At 73.6% G+C, this 25,099-nt stretch carries 18 protein-coding genes; 8 read left to right on the plus strand and 10 right to left on the minus strand.

The genetic code is table 11. The features are described from left to right. Positions 1 to 1,430 precede the first annotated feature (1,430 nt). The 8 genes from ACFVUY_RS37870 (at position 1,431) to ACFVUY_RS37905 (ending at position 16,135) form a co-directional block, all read left to right on the plus strand. Complete coding sequence (locus ACFVUY_RS37870) at positions 1,431 to 5,927, plus strand: hypothetical protein (protein ID WP_387736640.1); 4,497 nt, start codon at positions 1,431 to 1,433, stop codon at positions 5,925 to 5,927. Between the two features lie 415 nt (positions 5,928 to 6,342). After that, positions 6,343 to 9,102 carry a hypothetical protein gene (locus ACFVUY_RS37875; RefSeq protein WP_387736641.1) on the plus strand — a complete coding sequence of 920 codons (2,760 nt, stop codon included), beginning with the start codon at positions 6,343 to 6,345 and terminating at the stop codon, positions 9,100 to 9,102. Positions 9,103 to 9,179: 77 nt separating this feature from the next. After that, positions 9,180 to 10,289, plus strand: a complete 1,110-nt coding sequence (locus ACFVUY_RS37880; RefSeq protein ID WP_387736642.1) for a hypothetical protein — start codon at positions 9,180 to 9,182, stop codon at positions 10,287 to 10,289. Between the two features lie 142 nt (positions 10,290 to 10,431). Further along, the gene (locus ACFVUY_RS37885) at positions 10,432 to 11,049 is read left to right on the plus strand and encodes a hypothetical protein (protein WP_387736643.1); all 618 of its coding nucleotides are present in this window, start codon (positions 10,432 to 10,434) and stop codon (positions 11,047 to 11,049) included. A 251-nt stretch (positions 11,050 to 11,300) separates the two neighbouring features. Beyond that, on the plus strand, positions 11,301 to 12,878 hold the full coding sequence (locus ACFVUY_RS37890) for a hypothetical protein (protein ID WP_387736644.1): 1,578 nt from the start codon (positions 11,301 to 11,303) through the stop codon (positions 12,876 to 12,878). Positions 12,879 to 13,168: 290 nt separating this feature from the next. Next, on the plus strand, positions 13,169 to 14,152 hold the full coding sequence (locus ACFVUY_RS37895; protein WP_387736645.1) for a hypothetical protein: 984 nt from the start codon (positions 13,169 to 13,171) through the stop codon (positions 14,150 to 14,152). Continuing rightward, positions 14,152 to 14,628 carry a hypothetical protein gene (locus tag ACFVUY_RS37900; RefSeq protein ID WP_387736646.1) on the plus strand — a complete coding sequence of 159 codons (477 nt, stop codon included), beginning with the start codon at positions 14,152 to 14,154 and terminating at the stop codon, positions 14,626 to 14,628. The genes ACFVUY_RS37895 and ACFVUY_RS37900 overlap by 1 nt, the downstream gene beginning before the upstream one ends. Before the next feature lie 226 nt (positions 14,629 to 14,854). Further along, the gene (locus tag ACFVUY_RS37905) at positions 14,855 to 16,135 is read left to right on the plus strand and encodes a 3'-5' exonuclease (RefSeq protein ID WP_387736647.1); all 1,281 of its coding nucleotides are present in this window, start codon (positions 14,855 to 14,857) and stop codon (positions 16,133 to 16,135) included. Positions 16,136 to 16,232: 97 nt separating this feature from the next. Here ACFVUY_RS37905 and ACFVUY_RS37910 read toward each other — a convergent pair whose 3' ends face one another. The 10 genes from ACFVUY_RS37910 to ACFVUY_RS37955 form a co-directional block, all read right to left on the minus strand. Next, a complete protein-coding gene (locus tag ACFVUY_RS37910) occupies positions 16,233 to 16,910 on the minus strand; it encodes a hypothetical protein (protein ID WP_387736648.1) in 678 nt (225 codons plus the stop codon). A 39-nt stretch (positions 16,911 to 16,949) separates the two neighbouring features. After that, on the minus strand, positions 16,950 to 17,663 hold the full coding sequence (locus ACFVUY_RS37915; RefSeq protein ID WP_387736649.1) for a hypothetical protein: 714 nt from the start codon (positions 17,661 to 17,663) through the stop codon (positions 16,950 to 16,952). After that, positions 17,660 to 17,974 carry a hypothetical protein gene (locus ACFVUY_RS37920; protein WP_387736650.1) on the minus strand — a complete coding sequence of 105 codons (315 nt, stop codon included), beginning with the start codon at positions 17,972 to 17,974 and terminating at the stop codon, positions 17,660 to 17,662. Before ACFVUY_RS37920 ends, ACFVUY_RS37915 begins: the two co-directional genes overlap by 4 nt. 222 nt (positions 17,975 to 18,196) lie before the next feature. Beyond that, the gene (locus ACFVUY_RS37925; RefSeq protein ID WP_387736651.1) at positions 18,197 to 19,201 is read right to left on the minus strand and encodes a hypothetical protein; all 1,005 of its coding nucleotides are present in this window, start codon (positions 19,199 to 19,201) and stop codon (positions 18,197 to 18,199) included. A 17-nt stretch (positions 19,202 to 19,218) separates the two neighbouring features. Continuing rightward, a complete protein-coding gene (locus tag ACFVUY_RS37930) occupies positions 19,219 to 19,932 on the minus strand; it encodes a hypothetical protein (RefSeq protein ID WP_387736652.1) in 714 nt (237 codons plus the stop codon). A gap of 622 nt (positions 19,933 to 20,554) precedes the next feature. Then, positions 20,555 to 21,490: a hypothetical protein gene (locus ACFVUY_RS37935; protein WP_387736653.1), complete on the minus strand. Its 936-nt coding sequence runs from the start codon at positions 21,488 to 21,490 to the stop codon at positions 20,555 to 20,557. A 188-nt stretch (positions 21,491 to 21,678) separates the two neighbouring features. Further along, the gene (locus ACFVUY_RS37940) at positions 21,679 to 23,193 is read right to left on the minus strand and encodes a hypothetical protein (RefSeq protein ID WP_387736654.1); all 1,515 of its coding nucleotides are present in this window, start codon (positions 23,191 to 23,193) and stop codon (positions 21,679 to 21,681) included. An 81-nt stretch (positions 23,194 to 23,274) separates the two neighbouring features. After that, positions 23,275 to 23,913, minus strand: coding sequence for a hypothetical protein (locus ACFVUY_RS37945; protein ID WP_387736655.1), 639 nt, complete (start codon positions 23,911 to 23,913; stop codon positions 23,275 to 23,277). 242 nt (positions 23,914 to 24,155) lie between these two features. Next, the gene (locus tag ACFVUY_RS37950; RefSeq protein WP_387736656.1) at positions 24,156 to 24,656 is read right to left on the minus strand and encodes a hypothetical protein; all 501 of its coding nucleotides are present in this window, start codon (positions 24,654 to 24,656) and stop codon (positions 24,156 to 24,158) included. Between the two features lie 3 nt (positions 24,657 to 24,659). Continuing rightward, a complete protein-coding gene (locus tag ACFVUY_RS37955; RefSeq protein ID WP_387736657.1) occupies positions 24,660 to 25,082 on the minus strand; it encodes a hypothetical protein in 423 nt (140 codons plus the stop codon). Between the last annotated feature and the right edge of the window lie 17 nt (positions 25,083 to 25,099).

Consider the following 25,099-nt stretch of genomic DNA (forward strand, 5'->3'; position numbering starts at 1 on the left):
GGTCCTAAGGCTGCTTCGCAGCCTTAGACTTGCATTCCGCTTCGCGGAATGCTATGGAGCCGCTTCGCGGCCCCTCGGCTAGCCCAGGCCGGCCGCTTCGCGGCCGGCCATCGACCCCGCTTCGCGGGGTCGTGAAAAGCCAACCCCTAACTAGGCTGAACCCGCCAAACCGTGCACCCCTGTGGACAACTGACATTCCCGCAGGTCAAGGCCGGTTTTCGCTCGATTTTAACCTCGATTCCCACTCAAGATCGTTTACCGAACCCGCCAAACCATGCACCCTTTTTCCACAGCTCCGAAATCGAACACGGGGAGGGGGGTGCATGGTTTGGCGGGTTCGGTGCTGACCTGCGAAAACAGCACTTCTGATGTGTAGTCAGATGAAAACGGTTCCTATCTGACTGTTCGAGTAATAGTCACTATGAAGGTTTTGACCCTTACAGGGAGCAGGGCTTGACGGTGCATCGGGTGGCGGGTTCGGTGCGTTCTCCCTGGTCAGCCCCGAACCCGCCAAACCATGCACCCTTTATCCACAGACCCGCCCGAAAGGCCGATGCCCGCGAGAACGGGCACAGCGGCCCCATAGGAGCGCTCTGGGGCTGCTTGGCACTGGTGGACTCACTCGACATGTGCGGCCGTCAGGGCGGCGGCTAGACCCCTTCTCGGGCGCGTTTCGGCCGGACCCTCTCCGGCGCATGGTGTGCCGCGTGGCGGGTTCGGGGGCAGGGCCGTGCACCCCCGTGGCGAGTTCGGTGTGGGGCCGGCCCGGTGCACCGGGTGGCGGGAACGGCCGGTGGCCCGCCGGTACTCGCGGGGCGGTCGAGCCCGGTCCGCTCAACTCGGTTTGCAGAAAGGGTAGTTGAGTCGGTGCCGATGGGTTGCGCGGGTACCGGGTTCGGCCCGTCGGCGGGGGTGCACCGGGTGGCGGGGTGGTCGAGGGGGTGCACGGGGTGGCGGGAACGGCGATCGGCCCGGTGCACCGGGTGGCGGGTTCGGCCGGCGGCGGCCGTGCACCCCCGTGGCGGGGTTGGTCAACTTCCCTTGCTGTGACGGCAGTTGGCCCGGTGTCATGGTGGCGGGTTCGGGTTGGTGAGTGGGGTGCATCGGTGGCGGGTTCGGTCGAGGGTGCACGGGGTGGTGGGAACGGCGGCCGGCCCGGTGCACGGGGTGGCGGGTTCGGTCGAGGGTGCACGGGGTGGTGGGAACGGCGGCCGGCCCGGTGCACGGGGTGGCGGGTTCGGTTCGGGGTTGTCCCTGTGCACCGTGGCGGGTTCGCCGGTCGTGCCGTGCACCCCGTGGCGGGTTCGGTCCCGAAAGGTGTCCGGCGGGGTCGAGATAGGCCGTTGCGGAAGTTACGCAACTTCTACTAAGGTGAAGCTCGTACCGCTCACTGGGGCAGCCGGCCCCGACCGGACCACTGGAGAACATCCGTGACCGCTACGTCCATTGCCGTTGCCGCTGTTGCTGATCTTGCCGAACTGGTCACGCTGGTGACCGCCCGCGGCCTCACTGTCCCGCGGAACCTGTCCAAGCTCGCGGCCAGCGCGGCGGCGGCCGGATGGTCCGTCACCCCCGAAGTTGGCATGGGGTGGGTGGCCGTGAGCCTCACCGGGCGGGTTCGGCTCGGCATGGCGAGCGTGGCCGCGGGTCTGCGGTGCATCTGGCGGGAGAACGGAAAGGGCGGGTTCCGGTGGGACGACGCGGAGCGCTACCGCGACGGTGAACTCGACTGCGACGGAATCCAGTGGGGAGAGGTCACCGCGTGGGTTGAGCGCGCGACCGCCGTCCTGGTGGATCCCGCGGCGGAGGCGGCCGGCACGACGTTCGAGGGGCGTAGCGCGGCGGAGTGGTTGGAGGTGACGGACTCGCACGGCGAGACTGCGGGGACCGCGTACGAGCGGGGCCGCAACGTTCGCGACCGGATCAAGGGCTTGCTTGGACACTGGTTGCCGCTCCGGGAGTGCGGCACGGATGGGGACCTCAGTCTCCGGGCGGAGAGTGTTCCGGCGTGGGTGGATGCGGTGGACGACGCGACGTTCGGGCCGTTTCGTCGCCTCGACCGCCGGTCGGTGCGGGTGAACGACATTGAGCGCGCGCTCCGGTGGGAGATCACGGAGGCGGCGGACGAGAACCGGACCCTGGTCGCGCGTCGGGCCGCGGAGTTGGCCGGCCGGGCCCGTGTGCTGGCGGAGGCGTGTGCGGCGGAGGCTGACGCGCTGGAGTCCGCGGTCCTGGACACGGAGGCGGAAGCGCTGTGCGCCCCCTACGTGAACGCGGTCATGGAGGAGATGGAGGCCGGCGAGCGTGAGTGGCGCGCCGCGAACCCGACCGCCGACGCTCGGAAGTTCGCCGGCGCGGTGATCCAGACGATTGGTGACGCGGACGTCCGGTTCAGTGAGTGGTGGGCGAAGCGCGGTGCCCCCGGCATGACCTACTGGCAGGGTTGGAACGCGTGGCAGTCCGAGTGCGGGCAGGCTACGGCCGCCGAAATCCGCGCGTCGCTCGCGCTGCGCCGCGAGACGGACCGGGCCGTCATCGCGGTTGCCGAGGAGTTCGCGGAGCACGCGCAGTACACGGACGACGCCGGGCAGCAGCAGCGCGCGGCGCAGATTGCGGAGACGGCGCAGCGCGGGACCGCGCTGTTCGCCCCGGGGGCCCGTCCGCAGCGCAACGAGATCAGCGACATTGCCACCCGCGCGTGGGCACTGATGTGCGGTCGGGGTGCGTGGAGCGGGGGCCGGACCCTGGACATGGCGCAGGATCTCGCGGCCGTGGCGGAGTGGAACGCGGACACGGACGAACTGCGCCGACTCCTCATGATCCGTCACGGGCTCGACGTCCGGGGCCGCGCGGGCGCCGCGGTGCGCGAGGAACTCATGGCGGAGGAGGAGCGGCGCGGGGAGATCGCCCGTACGGCGTACCGCGCGGCCCGGGCCGCGGGTGCGTCGGATGAGTCCGCGCATGCGGCCGGTGCCGACGCGCGGGCGCGCTATGAGGCGGACGCGGAGGGGCGGCCGGCAGATGGGCGCGAGAAGTTCGAGCGCGGCGCCTACGTGTGGGTCGGGCCGGCGGCGGGCACGGCGAACGAGCCGTACGTCGCAACGGTGCTCGGTTACACCCGCAACGGTTGCTTCCGGGTGCAGGAAGCGGCGCACGGCACGGTTGACGTTCGCGGCGACCGGCTGTCCCCCGCCACCCCGGAGGAGGCGGAGGCGGACCGCGCGCGACAGGTGCGCGAGCGCGAGGAACGGGCCGCGGAGCGGGAGCGGCGCGACGTGGCAGCGCGGGCCGCGGCGGCGGAGGCGGACCGCCTCCGGAAGGTGCGCGAGGAGCGGCAGAACGCCCGCGCGGCGGTGGCCCGCACCGTGGCGGCGCCGATCGCTCCGGGACGTGTCTGGGAGCCCGCCTACCCGGTTCCCGCGTCGATCGGCGAACTGTGGTCGGCGGCGGCCACCATGGGATGGCACATGACCCGCGAGACGTCGGACACCGGCTACTCGTCGCGGATCCTGGTCACGATCAAGGGGACCACCGACCGGGGCGCGTGGAAGTTCGGACTCGTGTGGAACGTCTCGCGCGGCCGGTACTCGGTGCACAAGGCACATGGGTGGGCGGTGTGGGCGGACGACCGCAAGGGACCGCGCGGCGGCCGGATCGACCCGACCATCGCCGACGTGCTGCGGGTGATGTGGACCGAGACGATCGAGGGGGTTGCCGCGCCGCTCGGCACGCTGGTGGGCGTGGACGGGCCGCAGACGGACACCGGTACGGACGACACGGACGGGGACGACACCCCGGGCGGTGGCGTCGAGCCGGACGTCGACCCCATCGGCGGTCCCGCGGCGCCCGCCCCGGTCGAGCCCGCCGTCGAGGAGCCGGCCGCCGTAGTGGTCGAGTCCGCGGTCGAGCCGCCGGCGGCGGAGGGTTCGTCGACTTCCGCAGAACTTGACAGGGACACCGCCGGCGCGCGACCGGTGGACGCCCCGGCGGCGGTCGAGCCCACCGTCGAGGAGTCGACCGCCCCGGCGGTCGAGCCGCGGTACAGCTTCGGTCCCCTGGGCGAGGACGGATACCCGGTGAGCGTGGACGGTCGGCGGGTCGGCAGGGTCGAGAAGCGGGGCCGGTCGTGGTACGCCACCGGCACGGGCGACAAGCGCTCGACGGGCCACACCACGAAGCGCGCGGCGGCGGAACGGCTGGTCGGCATGGTCGACTTGCGGGCGAACGTGGCCGCGGAGCGGGCGCGCCGGTGGGAGCGACGGACGGCGGCGCCCGAGGGGTGGACGTTTGTGCCGTGGGAGTCGGTCGACGCGGGGAGCGTGGTGCGGCTGGTTCGCCGGGCCCTGCCGATCGTGCCCGGTGAGCCTGCGCTCTACCCCGACGCCTTCTCGCGCCCGGTCACGCTGCGGGGCATCGAGTTCCTGGCGAACGGATCCGCCGTTGCCCGCGGCCGGCAGGCCGGCGACCCCGCCCCGTACGTGCTGCTGATGCTGCCGGAACACCGGGCGCTCGGCGCGCTGGTCGAGGCGGCCGCGGTGGTCGAGGGGTGCATCGAGCCGGCGGGGGAGACTTCCCCGACGTGCGGAGAACTTGACAGGGACACTGCCAGTGCGCGACCGGCGGTCGCCCCGGCCGCGGTCGAGCCCACCGTCGAGGAGCCGGCCGCCGCGCCGGCGGACCCCCGGGCGGCGGAGGCGGCCCGGCTCCGCCGCTCCCCCTACCTCTCCGGCGGCATCCCTCGCGTGACCCTGGCTCAGCTGGCGGCCGAGCGGGAGCAGCGGGAGGCGGCGCCGTACAGGCACCGCCAGCGGGTGACCACCGGAAGCGGGAAGGCCGGCGAGTACCTCGGGCTCCGGGGAACCGATGGGCTGTGCTGGGTGATGTTGGACGGGGAGACCTACCCCGTGACCGCCCGTCTGGCCGAGGTGCGGCCCGTCGTCGAGGTCGCGCAGGATGTCCGGACTTCCGGAGAACTTGACAGGGACACCGCCAGTGCGCGACCGGCGCTGCCCTGGCCGGCCGGCGCCGCGGCCGCCGCCGAGCCGACGCCCGAGGACATCGAGGCGCGTACCAAGGCCATCGCCCGGCGGATGGCCTACCGGATCACCGACGAGGCCGGGCGGGAGGCGTGGCGGGAGGCGGGCGAGGCGATCCAGGCGCAGCGGCGCGCCGAGCGCGGCCCCGACCCGGAGTTCCCCGGACGGCTGGTCGAGGGGGAGAGCGTCGAGGCGATGAATCCGGGGTGGGCTCAAGCGTGGTGGATGCTGCGGGACCGCCACGGCTTCGGCTACGAGGTGTGCCGGCGGCTGCGCTGGTCGGTGATGGCGCGCATCGGCGAGCCGCTGCCGCGCCTGGCGAGCCTCGGGCACTTCGACACCGTCGAGGAGGCGCTCGCGGCGGTACGCGAGCACGCGCAGCAGCGTGCCGCGGCGGAGGCGGGCACCATCCTGGTTGAACGGATCAAGCGGCTCGCCGGTGCCCCGGTCGCGCCCCGGCCGGCGGTCGCTCCCGCCGCCCTGGTGGTCGAGGTGCCGGCGCGGTCGGTCGTCCGCGCCGCGGCCGAGGTCGAGGTTCGAGACGCCGTTGCCCGACCGGTCGACGGCCCGCCTGCTGCCGGGGCCGACCGCCCGGGGGTTCCGGCCCCGGCAGGGGTCGAGGCGGTCGTCGAGCGGGCCGTCGAGGCGGCGTTCGAGCGCATCGTCGAGGCAGTCGTCGAGCGGGTGCTCGCCCGGATCGGGCAGGCGCCCGGCGCGCCGGCCCCGGCAGGGGTCGAGGAGACGGTCGAGGGGGTGCCCGCCGAGGCCGCTCCGGCCCCCGCGGGCGGGCAGGCCGGTGGAGGCCTGGACGGCCGCAGGCGCAGCGGCCGGCCCGCCCGGGTACGGCGCGGCGCCGGCCGCCGCCGCGACAACCGGGCCCGCTCCCGGTGACCCGGTCCGGCTCCCGCGGCGCCTTTCGGAGGGACGCGCCGTGGGGGCCGGACCACCGGCTCAACCCCTCCTCGACAGAGCCTCGGCCGAGCTCCCCGAGAACTCCCGAGACTTGACAGGGACTCGGCAAACAGGTGACAAGGCTCCGCCTGGGCAGGTGTGGTCGCTGCCCCTGTCGCGCCGGGGCAAGGGGTGGAGGTTCGAGGCTGTTCGCGCAGGTCACAGGGCGCGACAGGGCGCAGCGCGACAGGGGTCGCGACAGGGGGCGCGACAGCTTGTGCGGCGCTTTTGATCTTCGAGTGTCCGGCCAGTGAATTGGCGCGACACATTCAGTTGCGGAAGTTACGTAACTTCCGCTAAGTTCATCGAGCGGGACCCGCCGGGTCCGGCCCAGCACCCGACTTGAGAGGACGTCATGACGCAGACGCACGCCACCGCCTACGCCGTCACCGCGGCTTACCGCGAGATCCCGGCCGGCCACCTGATGACCCGCACCGAGGCCGGCCGCCGCGCCGGCCGGCTGCTGGACGTGAGCCCCGGGACCGCCGGACGCCGGATCACCGCGGCCATCGCCGCCGGCGAGCTGGTCGAGCTCCGCGCCGTCGGTGACTGCCGGATGACGATCCCCGGCGCCCCGGCCGACGCGATTGTGTGGGTGGCGCCCGGCACGGTCGAGGGGACCGTCGAGGTCGTCATGTCCAACGCCGAGGACACGGTCGAGGCCGTCCTCTCCGACGTCCCCCGCTCGACGCCGCGCCGCCCGCTGACGCGCCGCTCCCTGGTGATCTCGGCGGTCGACTGCGAGCGCCTGGCGCAGGAGGTCGGCCGGCTGTGGGCGGAGGCGCGCACCGCTGCCGAGACCGGCCCCGCGGCCATCGAGGCCGCCCTCACCGCTGCCGGGCTGCCCGAGGCCGACGACACCGGCCGAGGATGGATGCTCAGCACCAGCGGCGCCACCGGCGCCCCGATGGTCATTCACCGCGACGGTGCCCGGATCACCCCGCGTCGGGGCAACACCGACGACGCCGCCCGGTGGGGCGAGGCGCTCGCCTCGATCGAGACCGCCCTCGACGCCGGCGGCTTCCGCGCCCGCCGTTCCGGCCACGCCGTGCTGATCGACGGTCGGCGCATCGTCGCCGAGCCCGCCGTCGAGGCCGAGCAGCCCCAGGAACCCGCGGCCGAGCCCGCCGTCGAGGAGCCGGCCGAGCTGATTCGCGTCTCCGGGTCCTGCTTCATCACCCGGGAGCAGGCCGACGCCATGAGGAAGCAGGCCGCCGCCGACCGCGCGGCCTACGACGCGGACTCGGAGCAGCGCCGCGCGGAGCAGGCCTACCACTACGGCCCCGAGCGGGAGGCGGCGCAGCGTGCGGCCGTCGAGCAGGTGCGCGAGCTGCTCGGCGCGGCCGGTGTGCCGGACGTCAACGCCACCCCGACCGCGAACACCGGGTTTCGGGCGCGGAAGGCTGATCGGCCCGGCGTGTGGGTGATGATCGGCCAGACCCGCGGAATCGGCAACAGCCGTCCGGACCCGCGACGCCTGCCGTTCGACGCGCGCGAGTGGGATGCGAACTTCGAGACGTGGGCCGGGGTGCTGCGGCGCGCGGGGTGGGAGACCACCGAGCCGACCGAGCGCGCGTTCTACGCCGCCCCGCCGGCCGAGGCCGAGCAGAGCGTCGAGGACGTCGTCGAGGCGGAGGCCGTCGAGAACGACCAGGAGCAGCCGGCCACCGCGCCGGCGGCCGGCGCCGAGGTGGTGCTGTTCGTGGATGAGCCGCTGCCGCCGGCCGCCGCCGAGGCGGCGCGCGCCATCCTGGCGGCCGGCCGCAAGTCCGGCGTCGAGGCGCTCGACCCGCGCGAGCTGATCGGCTCCATCTTCGCGGACGGGCTTCCGATTGAGACCACCGCGCCGGACGCGGTCGCCGTGCTGAGCCGGGCCGGCGAGGAGGGGGCGCAGCCCGGGGCCGTCGACGACGCCGCGGCGGCGCTGCTGGCGGCGACCCGCACGGGTCGGCTCGGCACGTGGCGGCGAGTCGCCCGTTGGCTGTCCGGCCGGGAGATCGAGCGGCGCACCGGGGCGACGAGCGGCACGGCCGGCGGCGACCTGGTCGAAGACGTGCCCGAGCTGCCCGCCCTGGTGGACGCCGCGGCCCGGCTGCTCGCCCGGTGGCTGACGGGTCACTACCTGCCCGACCTCAAGGCCGCCGACCGCGTCGCCCACCAGATCGCCGAGGCCCTGCACACCGCCACCGGTACCGGCCGACAGACCGTCTGGCTCCAGATCGCCCGATACGCGGTCGAGCGGGAAGCCGCCGCGCTGCCCGCCCCCACCCCCGCCACCGAACCCGCTCCCCTGCGGCCGGCTGTGCGGCCGGCGGCCTGGCTCCGGCGCGTTCGGGACTCCTTCGAGCGGGACGCCGCCGCGAGCCCGGTCGTCGAGCTGCCCGCCGGCGACGGCGAGAACCCCGTTGTCGCCCCGGCCGGCACGACGCTGCCCGCCTTGGCGGGGCCAACCCCGGGTGAGAGCGCCGCGCAGGCCCGGGCGCGACTGCTCGAAGAGCGGATGCGGCCGGACGGGCTCGGCCCGCTGCCCTCCTTCGTGCGGGTGGTGGACTGCGACGTCAACTCGTACGAGTGGGGCGTCGAGTGCTCCCGCCACAGCGGCGGATGGGAGCGCCAGCCCGGCACGTGGGACAACCGGGCGGACGCCGAGACCAACGCCCGCTTGCACGCGCAGCGCCACGTACGGCCCTCCGACGTTCTGACCGAGGAGCAGATCGAGCAGGCCGCCGCGCTCGGCTTCTCGATCGACCAGCACCAGGTGTTGGGCGAGAGTCTGCGCGGCCGGGTGTGGGAGGACGCGGGCGGCTGGTACTACCTCGACGACATGGCGTGGCCCTCGGGTCGGGTCCTGGGCGAGCGCGTCAAGGACCTGTGGGCGCGCGGCCTGGTCGAGCCGGCCGACGACGGGCCGCACCGCCGGCAGATCGTCGCCACCGAGGCCGGCACCACGGCCTACCGCCTCATGTCGCGTGCCCGCCGCGAAGGCGTCGTCACCTACGCCGAGCGCGACGCCATGAACAGCACCAGCAAGCAGCGGGCCGCCTACCCCCGGATCAAGAAGCCCGCCGCGGCCACGGCGCCGGTCACCGAGCCGGCCCGCTCCACCACCACCTGACCACCCGCCCGGGGCCGGCCACCGCGCCGGCCCCGGGCCCCGACCCACCACCCGGACACCACGGAGGAACCCGCCCCATGACCACCGCGCCCCGCCCCGCCGCCGCCGGTTCCCGCCTCACCCGGCGCAGCTGGAACAGCACACGCACCACGGCGGCCCGGCCGGCCGGCGCCATCATCTACAAGGGCCGCACCCTTACCGGGATTGCCGCCGGCCCGTACGGCGCCCCGGTCGTCATCGTCGGCGAGTACGCCCCCGGCACCCCGGCCGCCGAGCAGCAGGGCGCCACCGTTCCCGGCTCCTACGGCCAGCAGCTCGCCGAGCTCCTCGACCTGGCCCGCGCCAGCCTCGACGCCCTCGACGACGCCCCGCTCGACGCGACCCGGGCGCAGCGTCAGCCGTGGTGGTACGACCCCGCCACGATCGAGACGTGCCCGCGCTCCGAGCGGCTCGCCGGCAACAGCCGCTCCCGACACCTCAACCTGCACGCCAAGCGCCGGGGTGAGGAATGCAACGACCCGGCGTGCGTCACCCACCGGCGCAAGGAAGCACGGCGCAAGGCCCGTTCGTACGGCATCACTGCATCGTCGGTGTCCGGGCTGCTCGGCGCGGCCGGCTTCGCGGTGCGCACTGCCCGCAACCGCGGCGGGTTCTCCACCTCGGGAGACTCCGCGGCCCGCTGCGTGTGGCTCCACGTCGGCCACCACGACCCCGAGCGCCTGGCCGCTGTCCTTGCCGGCCGCGGCTTGGTCGTCACTGACGGCCCGGGCGCCGGCGTGCTGCGGGTGCTCGCCTGCGCCGAAGCCGAACGCCAGGGCCTCGACCTGCCGGCCCCCACCGCGGCCGCCGCCCCGGCGCTGCCGTCGACCGCCACGATCCGCGCCGCCCTGCGCCGCGCCGGCCTGCCGCTCGCGTCCACCCGCGACGGCGCACCGGACGCCGGCAGCGGGCTGACTGTGCGGCGCGGCGAGCCCGGCGAGTGGGTGGTCGGGTGGAGCGCCGGCCACGACCGCGACGGCGGCAACGCGTACCGGGCCCGGCACGCCCGCCGCGCCGAGATGATCGCCGCCGCCGAGGCCCTCGCCGACGACTACGAGTTCACCGTCGAGCAGCGCAAGGACTGGACGCCGAAGATCACCATTACCGGGCTGCGGCCGGCCGCCAGAACCCGGAGCGGTACGCCGTAGCCGCGTAGCGCGGGCTTTCCAAGCCCCGCCCAACTCCGGGCGGGGCCCCGTTCGTACCTCGCCCCGTCCCGTTCTCCGGTTGACTGCCACCGTCGACCAACACCCCAGGGTCCGGCGGTCCGCCGGTCCTCGAATCGAGAGGATGACCTCGACCATGTCGAACGCCACCGGTCCCGCCGACGCGCCGCACCACCAGCCCGGGCCCGTGCACGCGCCGCGCGACCTCAACGAGGAGGCGTTCGCCGCCGTCACCGAGGCCGTCGAGCTCGGCGAGCAGCTCGACGCCGAACGCTTCGCCGAACTGCTTCTCATGGCCGGTCGCCTCGACGGGCCGGCCCTCATCTTCGACGCCTGGCTCGGCGAGGTGATCAACGAGGACACCCTCGCCGCGCACCTCGGCCGGGTGTGGAGCATGGCGGAGTACCCCGACGCCGCGCTCGGCCACGACGGGTGGCGCGCACTGTTCGATGCGGCCGGCTTCACCGCGGACGGTCGGCGCGCCGAGCGCCCCGCCGAGCCGGTCGAGCTCTGGCGCGGCTGCATCCCCAGGCGCCGGGACGACTGGTCGTGGACCACCCGCCGGGCTGTCGCGGAGGGCTACGCCACCGGCACCGGAGCACGCCGCCCGGTGACCGGCCGGCTCTACCGCGTCGTTGCCCCTCCCTCCGCCCTGCTCGCCCACAACAACGGCCGCGGCGAGGACGAGTACGTACTCGACACCAACGGACTGACCATCACCGAGGTGCCGCTCACCCGCTGACGCCCGCCCGCCGCTCGCCGTCCCGCCCGCCACCACGACCACCGGGAGGGCGGGTCGCCCCCCGAGCTGTCGCGATGCCGCATGCGGCAGGAGGCAGCGGGCGTCGTCGCAGGTCACAGGGCATAGCAGGGCGCAGCGGGCGGGCTGACGCGACAAGGGGTGCGACAGCCAGAATCGACCGATTGCAGAAGTTACGTAACTTGCGCTAAGGTGGCTTCGCCGACCAGGGAAGCGCCGAAGGGAACCGCCCAGTGTTCAGCAAGTCCCGCCTCTACAAGCCCGCTCCGCGCACCGCCCCGTTGACCGCCGCCATGCGCGCCGCGCTCACCACCATCCGCGTCAAGGGCGCGGCCTTCTCCTGCAACGGGATCAGCCGACCCACCGTCGAGGCCCTCGCCGCCGCCGGCGAGATCGTGCTCGAACTCACCTACACGTGGGGGACCACCGAGGCCCGCAAGCCTGTCTCTCAGGGCGATTGGACCGCCTACCCCGCCCCGATGCCCTCCCCGTCCGCCGACGCGATCCGCATCATCCGGTGGCGCGAGCTGACGTCGCTTCACCTCGGCTGCGACTGCGAGCTCACCGAGGGGCACGAGCTGTACCGGGTCTACCGCGCCGAGAAGCTCGCCGAGGCCGTCGCCGAGGCCCAGAGCCTCGCCACCGTCAACCACCCCGTGCACGTCTGCGCGAAGGCCCCGGCCGGACACACCCCCGCCCCGGGCGACCAGCGCTCGGCCGCCGCCATCGCCGCCGAGCGGCCCGCCACCCCCTCGGAAGCCCTCGCCCGCACCCTCAAGCGCCTGGGCCTCGCGCAGGGCAAGGGCAAGGACTTCCGGATCAGCGGCTTCTACCGCAACGGCGAGCGGCATTACACGTACGCAATCGTCCTCAGCCGCCGAGCCGAGGAACTGATCGCCGAGCACGCCGACCGGATCGAGGCCGAGCTCGCCGCCGGCCCCTTCCCCTTCCGCGTCTCCGTCCGCTACACCGGCCACCACCCCTTCATCGACGTGAGGAACGGCTCCGGCAAGTCCGGCAAGGGGGTGCGCGAAAGCGCCCCCACCGCCACCCCGGCCGGCCCGGCCGCCGAGGACGTCCTCGACGGCATCGCCGCCGCGATCACCACCCTGCACGCGGGCGCCGCCGCGACCACCGAGGAGCCGGCCGCCGCCGAGCACCCCATCGAGCCCGTGCGCACCGACCGCAACGGCGCCCCGCTCGCGACCAACGCCCCCGTCCTCCTGCACAACGACACGGGCCGCCCGACCCGCGGCATCGTCGCCGGCTGGGCCCCCACGACGGGCGCGCTCCTGGTCAGCCTCCCGGGCGGCGCCGTAGCCCACGTCACCGACGCCGAGCGCGTCGAGCTCAGCACCACCCCGGCCCTGTCCGCCGAGGAGATGCGCGAACTTCTCGCCGCCGCCCGGGCGGAGGAGGAACCGGCCGCCGAGGCCAACCAGGCCGCCGGGCCGAAGCCGCGAACCATCGGCGCCGAACTGGCCGCCCTGCTGCTCGACACCCTGCCCGAGGACGTCCTCGCCGACGACGAACGGCACTCCCTCATCACCGACGCCGTGTCCGAACTGTTCGTCGCCGCCGAGCCCGGCGGCCCCGGCGTCGAGACACTGCACGCAGGGTTCCGCGCGGTGACCGGCTGGTCCCAGCAGATCGCCGGAGGCCGCGCCCCGAAGGCCGTTCGCGACCACGTCAACGCCATGACCGGCCGCGAGTTCGCCGAACTCCTCGGCCGCATGGCCGACACCGACAAGACCACCCCGGGATGGGCCGCCCACTTCTTCGCCGACCTCGGGCGCGAACTGACCGCGTGACCGCGCCGGGGGCGGCCCGCACCTCCCGGGCCGCCCCCGGCCACCACCTTGTGGTGCGCAGTGCCATCCAGTGCCGTTCCGCATCAATGCTGCGCACAAGACGACTAGAGTTGCTTCCACGGGCAGCAGACTGCCCCGGGCGGAGCCGACGCCCATACCGCCCCGAGCGCCCACGCCGCCGGGACGCCGGTAGAAGGTCCTGCGGGATCCGCGCGCGACACCATCTCTGACGATCCGCCGATCCGGGCGCGCCGCGTGGGGGCCACGGCCCGGAGTCGAGAGGAGTCGTCGTGTCCAAGCGCGACACCATCCAGCAGCGAGCCCGCGAGCTCCAGAAGGCCGAGAAGGCCGCCGGCCGGCCCATCCGCTACCACGAAGCGCTCAACCGGGTCCGCGCCGCCGCAGCCGGCCGCGAGCCCGCCGCCGCGCAGCCGACCCCCGTCGAGCAGGTCCTCGCCATCGCCTACACCCGCCAGCCCACCCCCGCCGAGGCCGCCGCCGGCGTCACCGTCGAAGAACTCGGCGTCAGCGTGCTGCCCACCGACGCGACCCCCGCCCGGCGCGCCCGCGCCGAGGCCACGTGGTGCCCCATCGGCGCCGGCCTTCCCTGCCGTTGCTCCGGCACGTGCCACCACGGCACCCGCTGCGCGTACGGCCGGGGCCCGGACGGCCGGGCCACCGAGGGTGGGTGCGACGGGGAGCTCGTCCACACCGACCGCTACCCGGGGTCGCTGTTCTCCGTGACCGCTTGGCACGACGAGTACACGTGCACCGGATGCGGCGAGATCATCGAGTGGGACGTCGTCCTGCCCGAGATCCCATGGGGCGAGCGACAGAAGGCGACCGGCCCGGACGGGTCGGGCACCGCGAGCAACGCGACCGTCGTCTACCCCGGCGTCCGTCACCCGAGCTTCCCCGAGCTCGACGACAACGGCGAGGGCGACCTCATCGGCGACGACGACGGCGACGACTACGACGGCGGGGCCGCGCTCGACTACCTCGGCAGCGCCCCGGACGACGACCACGACGGCGGGGCCGAGGAGGGCCTCGACGGCGAGTTCGAGCCGGACCCGGACGACTACCGCGACGACGACCACGACCCGGACCCCGAGCCGGGACCCGAGTACGAGGAGGACCTCGACCCGTGGCCCGCCTCGGGTGAGGGACAGTTCTCGGGCGTCTCCCCGCCGGAAGGCCCCGACGACCCGTTCGACGGGGAGCGCGACGCCGGACTCGACTGGCAGCGCAGTTACGACGACTTCCCGGCCCTGTGATGGCGCGCCTGAGGGACTGCGCCGTACCTGCCCCGGGATGGGTGGCGCTCTGCGAGAAGTACCCGACCCACGCCGGTGACCACCGCGCCGGAGACCTGACCTGGCCCCGCACCGAGTGCTGGACGCCGGCGCCGCCCGAGTACGCGCACCACTGCGTGCTCGACAAGGGGCACGACGGGCGGCATGCCGTTCGGACCTGGCCCGGCTCCGCCGAGCAGCGCGAGCCGGTGCGGCTGGAGTGGGACGAGCACGGCGCCAGGGTGCTGCCGCACGCGCCGCTGCCCCGGCCGTCATGGACGCCGAACCCGCTCGCCGAGCGCGACCCCGAGGTCGCTTCCTGCGGCGGGCACCCGGTGTGCTCGTACTGCACCCCCGAGAACCCGGGGCCGGTCGGCGTGCCGGTCATCATCGGCGGCGTGCCCGGTCAGCAGACCCTCGCGGCGATGGTCGCCCACACCCGCGGCCCGGGCGACTGACCCGACCGCCGAACCGAACGGCGCCCGGCCCCGCAATGGGGCCGGGCGCCGTTGTCGTCACCGCCCCGAAGCGCGGGGCGCAGCGTCCCTCTGCCGGGTGAATTTCCCTCGCGTACGCGAGCGCAGTAAGAGGTGTATTCGCCCAACTTCATTGCAAATCAAGGTACTTGACGGGCATTTGGGAGTTATGTCACGTTTCGTGCCATTCGACGAAAGGACGGTCCCCATGACCTCCACCCCCGACCGAACGAAGCCCGCCGAGACCCACAAGGGCGCCCCGGTGTACGAGCCCGGCACCGCGCCCGAGCCCCTGCTCACCGCGGCCCAACTCGGCGAGCAGGGCCGCCGGGTCCTCAAGGACCAGAAGCCGGCCGCCTGGCTCGACATGTGGATGCCGCGCCGCGGTCGCGACTACGTCGCGCTGTACGACCCGACCGACTCGATCGCCAAGCGCCCGTCTGCGGCCCAGCAGCAGGCCAAGAAGGAACGGCGCACCTGCGGGGCCTGCGCAGCCGTCTTCGCCGGCCCGCTGCCGCTCCAGCGCATCGACACCCTCGGCCACCAGGCCCGCTGGTGCGCCCCGTGCCGGGAGGCCGACCGGAACCTGTACCGGCGCACCTGCCACCGCTGCGCCACCGTGTGGGAGCAGCCCGACAGCGCGGGGTACGGCGGCAGGTGCGCGGCCTGCTCCGAACACCTCGACCGGGCCCGGGCCGTCGTGCGGGCGCTCGAAGAACGTGCCTGCCCGCGCTGCACGGTGCAGACCGCCACCGCCGAGGAGGTCGCCGCCGCCAAGGCCGCCGACTTCTACGCCTGGTGGAGCCCCCGGGTCTGCGAGCCGTGCGAGGCCGCACGGCAGGCCGAACGCGAGGAGGCCGAGCGCCGCGAGTACCGCGAACGCTGGCCCGAGGTCGAGCCGGTGCGGGCCTGGGCCCGCGAGCTGCTCGCCGACCCGATGACCGCCATCCTCGACACCGAGACGACCGGATTGCACTACGAGGCGCGGATCGTGGAGATCGCCGTGTACAGCGCGGCCGGCGAGCAGCTCCTCGACACGCTCCTCGACCCGGGCGAGCCGATCCCGCCGGACGCGACCGCGATCCACGGAATCACGGACGCCGACGTCGCCGGCCATCCCACCTTCGGCGAGGTGCTGCCCGAGCTGACCCGGATCCTCGAAGGGCGCCGCATCGTGATCTGGAACCGGTCCTACGACCGCGGCCGGCTGCGCCACGAACTCGACCTCTGGCACCGAGAGAACACCCCGCTCCACCCGCCGCTGATCTCCTCGCACTGGCACGATCACCCGGCCATCGAGGAGTGGATCGAGGCGCAGCGGTGGGAGGAGTGCGCCATGGAGCAGTACGCGATTTTCGCCGGTGAGTGGAACGACCACTACGGCTCTTACCGGTGGCAGCGGCTCAACGGCGGCCACCGTGCCGGCGGCGACTGCCGCGCCGTCGCCGACCGGCTCCGCGAAATTGCGGCAGCCCCCGACCCGGCCTGACCGCCGGGCCCTTGTGCGTGGTGGGCTGCGCCGACCGGTGCAGCCCTGCCGCACCCGCCACCTGAGCCTATGACGAAAGCGCTTGAACTATGAGCAATCAGCATAGGGGCAGGTCGGTGGGGGTGCATCGATTGGCGGGTTCGGTATCGCCAGGGGTGCACCATTTGGCGGGTTCGGTCCCACCCGCACGGATCGTGCCGACGCGGGGAGGCATCACGCACAGCCGCCACAGTTGGCGAGCCGACGTGACCAGATACCAGCCGAGCGCCGTCACCCGACTTCGGGTCGACATGACCTGCTCCACCGGCGGCCGAGCCCCGACAAGCACCTCCGCCAGGAGATCGCGGCGCTCGACCAACGGCAGGCCGCGCACGTCCCGGCCCGGCACCGCAAGCACGTCCCACACGACGTAGCTCACCGCAACCCCGTCCGCCGCCCGCGCCCGCGGCGAGCGAAGAAGTTCGGGGAAGGCCAGCCGTCCACCCCGGTAGGGGCACAGCTCGCCGTCGAGGACGACCCCCGGTGCGAGCAGCTCCGCCAGTGCCGGCAGCACCTCGGGGAAGCGCTCGTGCAACGGCCGCGCGCGCCGCGACCACAGCTCGACCCCGGCCTCGGTGCGCGCCGCGCAGCACCGGACGCCATCGACCTTGATCTCGTACACGACTCCGCCGGGCATGCCGTCCTCGGCGGGCAGCACCGGCACCGGCCGGGGCTGCATCAGCGGCACCGGCGGACGAACGGCGACCGAGTTCGGCGCCTGGCGTCGCGTGGGCACCCTTCCAGCGTCGCGCATTCCCGACCGCAGCCGGCCGCACTACGCCGACGCCAGCCCGATCCGCGCCACCGGCTCGACACGGGCCGCCGACTCCACCGCGCTCACGCCGCCGAACCCGTCCGGCAGCAGCCGCCGCGCACTCCGGCCCCGGGCGGCCTTCCCGCGCCCCGTGCAGTGCACCGTCACCTCACGCCCCGAGAGCTGCCCGTACCCCTCACCCAGGCCGGACCAGACCGGATCGGACGTGCTCAGGCTCAGCGCGGCCCCCCGCCACCGGCCGGAGGTCAGCATCGTCGTTCCGGTCGCGCGCAACCGGGCGGCGATCCGTTCGACCTGCCGGCCCGGCAGGGTGGCCGGCGGTTCGGTCAGGATCACATCGCAGGCCCCGGCCAGGATCGACACCACCTCGCCCCACTGCTCCCCTGGGAGGTCGTCCACCAGGAGAGTGCGCTCCCACGGCATCCCGTACCCGCGCATGCTCGCGAGGCCGAGGTCGGGCAGCCCCACGACCGCCGACCACGTCGCGGCCGTCGCCGAGGCGGGCCCCGCGGCCAGCGCCAGCAGCAGGCTTGCGCTGCCGAGGACCTCGACCGTCTCGCCGCGGGGGAGCCGGCCGTCCGGCAGCAGCAGGGCGAGGGCGGGCAGTACGGGCCGCGTCTGCGCCTCGACCCGTGCGCGCCGCGCGGCCGGGCTGGTCTCCGCGAGGAGCTCGGCGAGCGCCGCCCGCCCGGGCACGGGGGCGGGCGCGGTCACCGGCTGTCCTCCGTGTCGGCCGGGGTGTCGTGCTGCGGCAGCACCGGTTTCAGGGCCCCGCCCTTGTAGTGGACCCACGCCTCCGCGTCCGGAGCCCACTGCACGCGGGCCGCCCACCGGTCGGGGCGGCGCAGCAGGCGCCAGCCGGTCAGCACCGCGGGGTGCCAGATGTCGGCGTAGAGCATCCACACCGCGACCAGGTCCGGCAGGACGGCGCCGGGGGCGGCGGCGAGGTCGCCCTCGGAGACCCGGCGGACGTCGCGCCACGTGCGCGGACCGGAGGCATCGAACGGAGAGGTGCGGCGGTGCATACCTCCATTATCTCGTACATGTGTACGAATACCGATCTGCCCCCGCCCGTCGAGCGGGAGCACGTCCCCCGCGTGGGACACCGGCGCCAGCACGCCCGGCGCCACCACCGCCCCCGTTGAGAGTGGACGCCGATCGCGTGCCCGTCGATGGCGGCCGGCGCTCAGAAACAGCACAGCCCCGGGCCTGTCGGCCTCGGGGCTGTTGCTTCGCGGCAGGACGTCCTACCCGGGCACTGCTGCGGCGTCGTAGTGCCGGAGGAGAACGTCGAGTACGTACTCGATCTCTTCGCCGGGGGCGGTCCCCTTGGCCTGGGCCTTCCTGGTGATCAGGTCCGTGAGTTCCCGCAGAGCTTCTGCCGGGATGATCCACGCGGTCCCCGGGGTGGTGTCGGGTCGACTCTCATCCGCGCTGCGGCTGGCTTCCGAGTCGTTGGCGGGGCGGTCGTCGCCAGCGGTGTTCGGGCGGGCGCTCGGGCCTGAACCCTGGCGGGGAGGGCGCGGGCTGGTGACGGTGACGGCCTGTTCGACTGCCTTCCGGGCCATCTGTGACAGCCGTCCGGGGTCGGGCGGGATTGCCCCCTCCTCAAGGCTTTCAGTGATGCTCTGCACGGCGATGCGAGCGGCCTTGGCGGTGCCCTTGCCGCCCGCTCCCTCTACGGCGCCCTGCCACACGGCCTGCGTCGAGGTGGCCCCCCAGTTCTCGAACATGCCGCTCAGCTCGCGCGCGGTGGCTTCGTTCGGGAGGCCCAGTGCGCGCATCACGGGCGCGGCCCGGATGAAGCGGTCCACCTGGGATGCGGACAGGCCCCAGAACTTCGGGCAGTACTCCGCCCAGGTCAGCCCGTAGTGCCGTTGGAGATGGTTGTCCCGGATCTCTGCGTAGGCCTCGCCCGCATCGGCCGCGGCCTTGCCGAAAGCCTTGATCCGGTTCTCGGCCTGGGTGAGCTGGAGCACCTCCTCGGGAGTGAGAGGCGTTGTCGGGGTGGCGCTGTTGCCGCCCTTCGAAGCCTCGGCGGCAGCCTCGGTGCTGCCTGGGGGCTGCGTCACCACAAGCCGAGTGTTCGAATCTTTATCGAACACTTCCACGCCAATTGGCGCGGTTTCCCGGTTGGCGGCCGAATCGCCCGGCGCCAGGAAGGTGGGTGGAACGGCCCCGCCTCCCTGCTGCGGCAGCACGTTCGCCCCCTGGCCCCGCTTGGCGAGGGAGGCGGCGAACATATCGTCCATGGCGTTTCCCCCTCCGCTCACGCCGCGATCCTCTCCGCGATCTCGACCGCGATCAGGTGCATGGGGTCGCCGTCCTCCAAGTGCAGCGGCTTGCCGAACGCCCTGCTGTACCCGTCTTCGCCCATCTGGTTCGGAACGGTGTTCTCCAGCACCGTGATTCCGGCGCGGGTCATGGTGCCTCGGACGTCGGCCGTGGACTTTGCGTTGTGGTGGGTCCGGGTGAACAGGACGACCAGCTCCGGCCGGCGGGCGCCGGTCTGTTCGAGATAGTTGAGGGCGGCCCACACCGACGCCGAGCGATTGAGCTCGCCCTCATGTGGCTGGAGACACAGCACCGCGAGATCCGACATGGCCAGTGCGCTGTGGTGGATGCCGCCGGGGCGGTTGTTCCACGATCCCGTGTCGATGCCGAGGATGCCGCCCGGCGGAGTCGAGTTCGCGATCTCGCCTGCCAGGCGCAGCGCGCTGTACTGCGGGCGGACGTTCATCCCGGGGACGACATGAACCGTCTTGCCCTCGGGCGTCGTACGGGTGCCCATCTGGTGCCAGGTGTACAGCGAGCCGTCTTCGTCCTCGCCAGGTTCGTCGGAGTCAATTGCCCCGACGGGGAGTTCCATTCGCCGCCAGTGGCCGAGGATGTGCATCAAGCTGTGAGTCTTGGTTGATCCGCCCTTGCCGATGAACGTCACGCGTCGGCCCTGGGCCGGGAGCTTGATCGTGGGTGCCGTCATGCCGGAAGCGTATCCGCCGCGGCGCGCGGACCGTAGTTCATCGGCCCTCGGCTTGACGTCGGCACGTCGCATCGGCCACCGGATCGACGTCCCCCTCGGCCTCCCCGGCGACGAGCGGCGCGATCACCAATCGGGGCCGGCGTGCAGCGCGGAACCGTGCCGTCGGGCAGCAAGTGCCGTTGGCCTCGTGGCGGCTGGCTCGGAGTCGACGCCCGCCCGTGCCGCGCCGGGCGGAGGGCCTGCGGCTGCTGCGGCAGGCTGTCGCGATGGGAGAAGCGTGGGGGAGTGGCTGCCGTCCTTGCAGCTCACAGCGCATAGCAGCTGTGGTGTCCGGCAGGGTGCGACAGGCGTCGCGACAACGCGAGAGGGGCCCCGCATGTGCGGGGCCCCTCTCGCGTTGCTGCTCGGGTGGCCGTGGTCAGGCCGGGTCGCCAGTGCCGTAGCGGGCCGTCAGGTCGTCGATCAGGCGGCGGAGGTCGTCGGTCATCGGGTGCAGGAGAGCAATGTGCCGGTGCCAGTTGATCGCCGACCAGTCGTCGCCGTGCCCGGTGTGGAGCCACCCGTCCGTGCGGATCAGGTCGGCCGGCTGGTCACCGTCCTCGTCGCCGTGGTGAGTCCGGTGTTATGAGTTCAGGTCCTCGGTGGGGTCGTCCAGGTCGGCACGGTCCATCACGAAGTAGGCGTCCATCGGCAGCATGGCCTGGAGCGCTTCGAGAATTCGGTCGGTGGTGTCGATTCCCATCGTGCGGCCCCATGCGTTGGCCAGCGCCTTGGAGCCCTCGGGCTCGGTGTGCTCCGCCTGCGCGTAGTCCTGCCCGGCCTGGAGCTTCTCGGCGGCGAAGGCGTCGCGGGCCGCTTGCAGGGCCTTGCGGGTCGCGTTGACGTACGCGTAGTAGGCGGTGCCGTTGTACACCCGCTCGTCGGCGGGGTAGTGCGTGTCCTGGGCGAAGTTCTTGTTGTCCCCCAGCCACTCATCGGCCTCACGGAGGGCTCCCCGCAGTCCAGCAGGCTGCTCGAACGCGCGGTACTCGGCCTGGTGCCCGGTGTGGACGAGTCCGGCGGCGGTCAGGGCGCGGGCTGCGGTGGCCCGGTCGTAGCCGTGTCGGCCTCCGTACTGGTCGATCTGGGCGAGGAGGTCCTCGCCGAAGCGGACGTGAGCGGCGCCGCGGATGCTCGGCCGACCGCGCCCCGGGGTCTGCGCCTCCCGGCCGTACAGAACGACGGTCTTCTCCTCGCCGGTCCGCCCGAGGGCGTCGAGCGCGCCGGAGATCCGCAGGTGGACGGCGAACCGCGGGTCGCGTTCGTTGGCGACGATGGGCTCGCCGTTCGAGTTCAGCGCGACGCCGCTCCCGCTCGGGTACGACAGCTGGTAGCGGGGTTCCCAGTTGAGGTCTTCGATCTCGGTGCGGAGGATGCGCAGGCCAGCGGCGTTGCCGAGGCCCATGTCCCGCAGGACGGAGAGGTTGCCGTTGATCGCGTCCGTCACGCTGTCCCCGGCCAGGGTCTCGGTGCGGGCCCGGCCGGTCGGCGGACGGTAGGTCAGTTCGTAGTGCGCCATGCTCTCGTTCCTTCCGAATAGGCGATATCGCTTATTGTTGACCCCGGGCCCTTGCTCTGTCAATAAACGATATCGCCTATTCGGGTGACCTGGGGCCCAATAGTGGCCGGCCTTCTGGTCCGGCCGGGAATGCGCGAAGGGCCCCTCACCTGAGGGGCCCTTCGCGCAACGGGTCGGCTTGAGGCCGGTCAGGCCGGATCTTCGGTGCCGTAGCGGGCCGTCAGGTCGGCGACCAGGCGGCGGAGATCGTCGGTCATCGGGTGCAGGAGAGCGATGTGCCGGTGCCAGTTGATCGCGGACCAGTCGTCGCCGTCCGCCCCGTTGTGCGAGCTGGTCATCACCCAGTCGCGGCCCTCCGCGATCCACACCTGATCCGGGTACAGGTCGTACAGGCCGCGGGGGTGGTCGGCCGGCCGGAGGCGCAGCTCGACCAGCTCGGCGCCGGCGAGCTCCTGGTCGAGTTCGGCGGCCGGCAGGTACCGGGCGCTGCCGCGCGGGTAGCGCCACGACAGCAGCCTCCCAGCGCGCGCCCTGAGTTCCTGGTCGACGGCCTTCTCGGCTTCCTTGGCGAGCAGCGGTGCGGCCTCCTCCGCGGTGGCCACGCGGACGTGCCCGGTGTGGAGCCACCCGTCCACGCCGATGAGGTCGGCCGGCTGGTCGCCGTCCTCGTCGCGGCAGTAGACCGGCCGGTCCTCGCCGACGACGACGCCGATCATGGACACCCTGCCGTGCCGGTCGGGTCGGCGGCCGGGCGCCTCCTCGGGGACCGTGTTGGTCCCGCCGCCTTCGTGGACCTCGACCCGCTCGACGTGGCCGGTCGTCCAGAACGCGCCGGGCACCGGGTGAAAGCGGCCCGGGACGCCGGCGGTGATCGTCCACGTCTGGTAGCCCTCGGCGGGGGAGGGCGGGCAGGCGCCGTCGTGCTCGACGGTGTAGTACCCGCTGGGTACGGACGGCGGGATCAGCCAGCCCTCGCCCTCGCCGACTTCCTGCCGGCAGCGGACGCACCGGTCGGCCCGCTCATTGCGGCGGCGCGGCGGCGGCGGGGGCGCGACCCGCTCGGCCTCCGGCGGGCACTGCCCGTCGTGGCGCACCCGCCACACCCCCACGGCCGGGTTGTCGAGGACTCCCTCGCCCGGGTCGACCCAGCCGCCGCACGTCGTGCAGGCCTGCCCGCGCTGGTTGCGCGGCGGCGGGCACTCGCCCGGCTTGTGCTGCACCTCGCGGGCGCCGGGCCGACCGAGCAGCAGGCCGGCGCCCGCCCGCACCATCTTGTTGCACCGCGCGCAGCGGTCGTCGCGCCGGTTGGGCTCCGGGGCTACAGGTGCCCCCGCCTGCACGATCCGCGGGGCCTGCCCGGTGGGCGGGTACTTGATGAGCGCCGTGCGCAGCGTCTTGCGGATGCCGTCGCCGAACTCCGCCGCGAAGGTCTTGAGCGTGCTGTCCCGCGCGACGGTGAGCTCGCCGCGGGTGGTGACCCGCCACAGGCGCACCCGCCGTGCGGTGTCCGAGGTGCGGTCGACGCCGACGATCAGCGTTCCGGCCGGGAGCTGGTACACCGCGCCGGACTCCAGCCACGGACCGAGGCACACGAAGCCGCCCCGCTTGGACTCGTCAAGGCCGGTCAGCAGCTTGCGCCACGGCTTGACCGCTCCCTCATCGGTCGGCGGGATCGTGATCTCGTAGAGCTCGGGGTCGGACACAGGAGCCTCCGGGATGGACCGGCCGCCGGGCGGCGGCGCGAGCTGGTGCCGCCCGCCCCGGTCCGGGGCGGGCGGGTGGAGCTACTTCGAGGTCTGGGGCCGGGTCTCGGGGGCATGCGCCCGGCGGCAGGCCGTGCCACGGCACGACAGGTGCCGGTACCCGGCGGGGGTGCCGCAGCGGGAGTCGGCGGCGGACACGCACAGTGCCTCGCCCGCCTCATCGAGGCGTCGGCCGAACTCGGCGTCGAGCCGGGCGAAGCCGTACACGTGGTGGTGCGTCAGGCCGACGTCCCTGGCGGCGGACTGCACATCGGTGCCGGCCCGCACCTGCGCGAGGAGCTCCTCGCGCAGGGCCGAGGGGAACCGCTCCTCGGCGTCCCGGTGCCGGTACCCCTTCGTGCTGGCCGCGTGCCACGCCGTGCAGTCCTCACACCCGCAGCCCAGGCGCCACAGCGTCGCCGGGCCGTACCGGTCGTGGTCGAGCGGCGGCAGGGCGGCGAGGTCCATGCCGAGGCAGGCGAGCAGGCGCTCGCCCGACCAGGTGTGCCGGCCCCCGCCCCGGCCCGGAATCCCCGTCCACGTGGAGCCGGGCAGGTAGCCGCCGTGGTGCAGGACCCGGACCGACTGAGTCGAGACGCCCAGGAGCTCGGCGAGGTCCCGGACCGTGTACGTCGCGCCCGGCTCCAACCGGGCCCGCAGGTGCTCAAGGGGATGGCTCACAGCTTCCTCCGGACAAACTCCACGATCGTGGAGCAGCACGATAGCGGGCCCCACCGACAACGGGCCGGGGCCAGAGCAGCACGGTCGGTGATCGACCGGAAGTGCCCGATTCCGACCGGGCCAGGCGGTGCAGCGGCACTCGATGCACAAGCATCGGGGCCGCCCTCACGACGGGCTGCGGGACCGGTGGGGAGCACCGGCCTTCGACTTCCGTACGGCCGGTGCGAGCGCTCCCCTTGTCCTTATATGTAGGGGCCGGTGCGGGCCGGGCCGCCGGCTGCGGTGCCCTCACGGAGACCGAGGTCGAAGAAGCTGCGGGCAAGGAGGGACACCTCTCGGCCGAAGTGGCCGTTGTGGTGGCCGGCGTACCAGGTCCCGCACCCGCACTCGGACTCGACTCCGGCGGGCCCGGGCCGGACACGACCGGTAGGGAAGTGGTAGCTCACCAGAGCCGCGGCGCGCCGGTCGAGGTCGTCGGCGGAGACGGTCGACCCCGGCCCGGACTGCGGTGCCACGTAGTCCCAGGTGACCCACTCCCCGGCATCCGCCGCGCCGCCGGGGTCGTTGTCCGGCTCCCACTCCTGGGTGTGGTGGACGCCGTCGCCGACCGACCACCGCAGGGTGCGGCTGCTGTCCGGATGGATGGTCCGGTGCCAGGGCCCGGGGTGGTCGGCCGGCAGGGTGCACCGCGCGGGCACCGAGTAGTGGTCGGTGGTGCATCCGGTGTTGCTGTCGCCGGTCACTGGCTACACCGCCGGCGGGAGGCGCAGCTCGGCGCCTTCGAGCATCTCGGCAGCCTCCCGCAGTGCCGCGGCCATCCCCCGGCGCGCCCACGTCCCGTAGATGCTGAGCCGCACCTCGCCGACTCCCTCGGCGTCGGTGTACGCCGGGTGGACCTCCGGGATCTCGGGGTCCTCGCCCCACACCACACGGGAGTGGTGGACCCGTGTGCGAACGCTGCACCCTGCGGCGGGGTCCACGGTGAGGATCACGTCGGTCTGCTCCCGGCCCGTCTCCTCCTCGGTCACGGCGATCGACACGACCCCGATCGGGCCCGGGTTCAGGTTCGAGTACGCGCAGACCTCCCAGCCGTTCCGGCTGTAGTCCGGCGTACGGTGCTTGGCCTCGGGCGGCGGCACCTCGAACGTCGCGATGTACCGCTCAGGCATCGTCCGCCCCGTCCTTA

It is taken from the genome of Kitasatospora sp. NPDC058063 (genome assembly GCF_042885395.1).
Classification (GTDB): Bacteria; Actinomycetota; Actinomycetes; order Streptomycetales; family Streptomycetaceae; genus Kitasatospora; species Kitasatospora lactacystinica.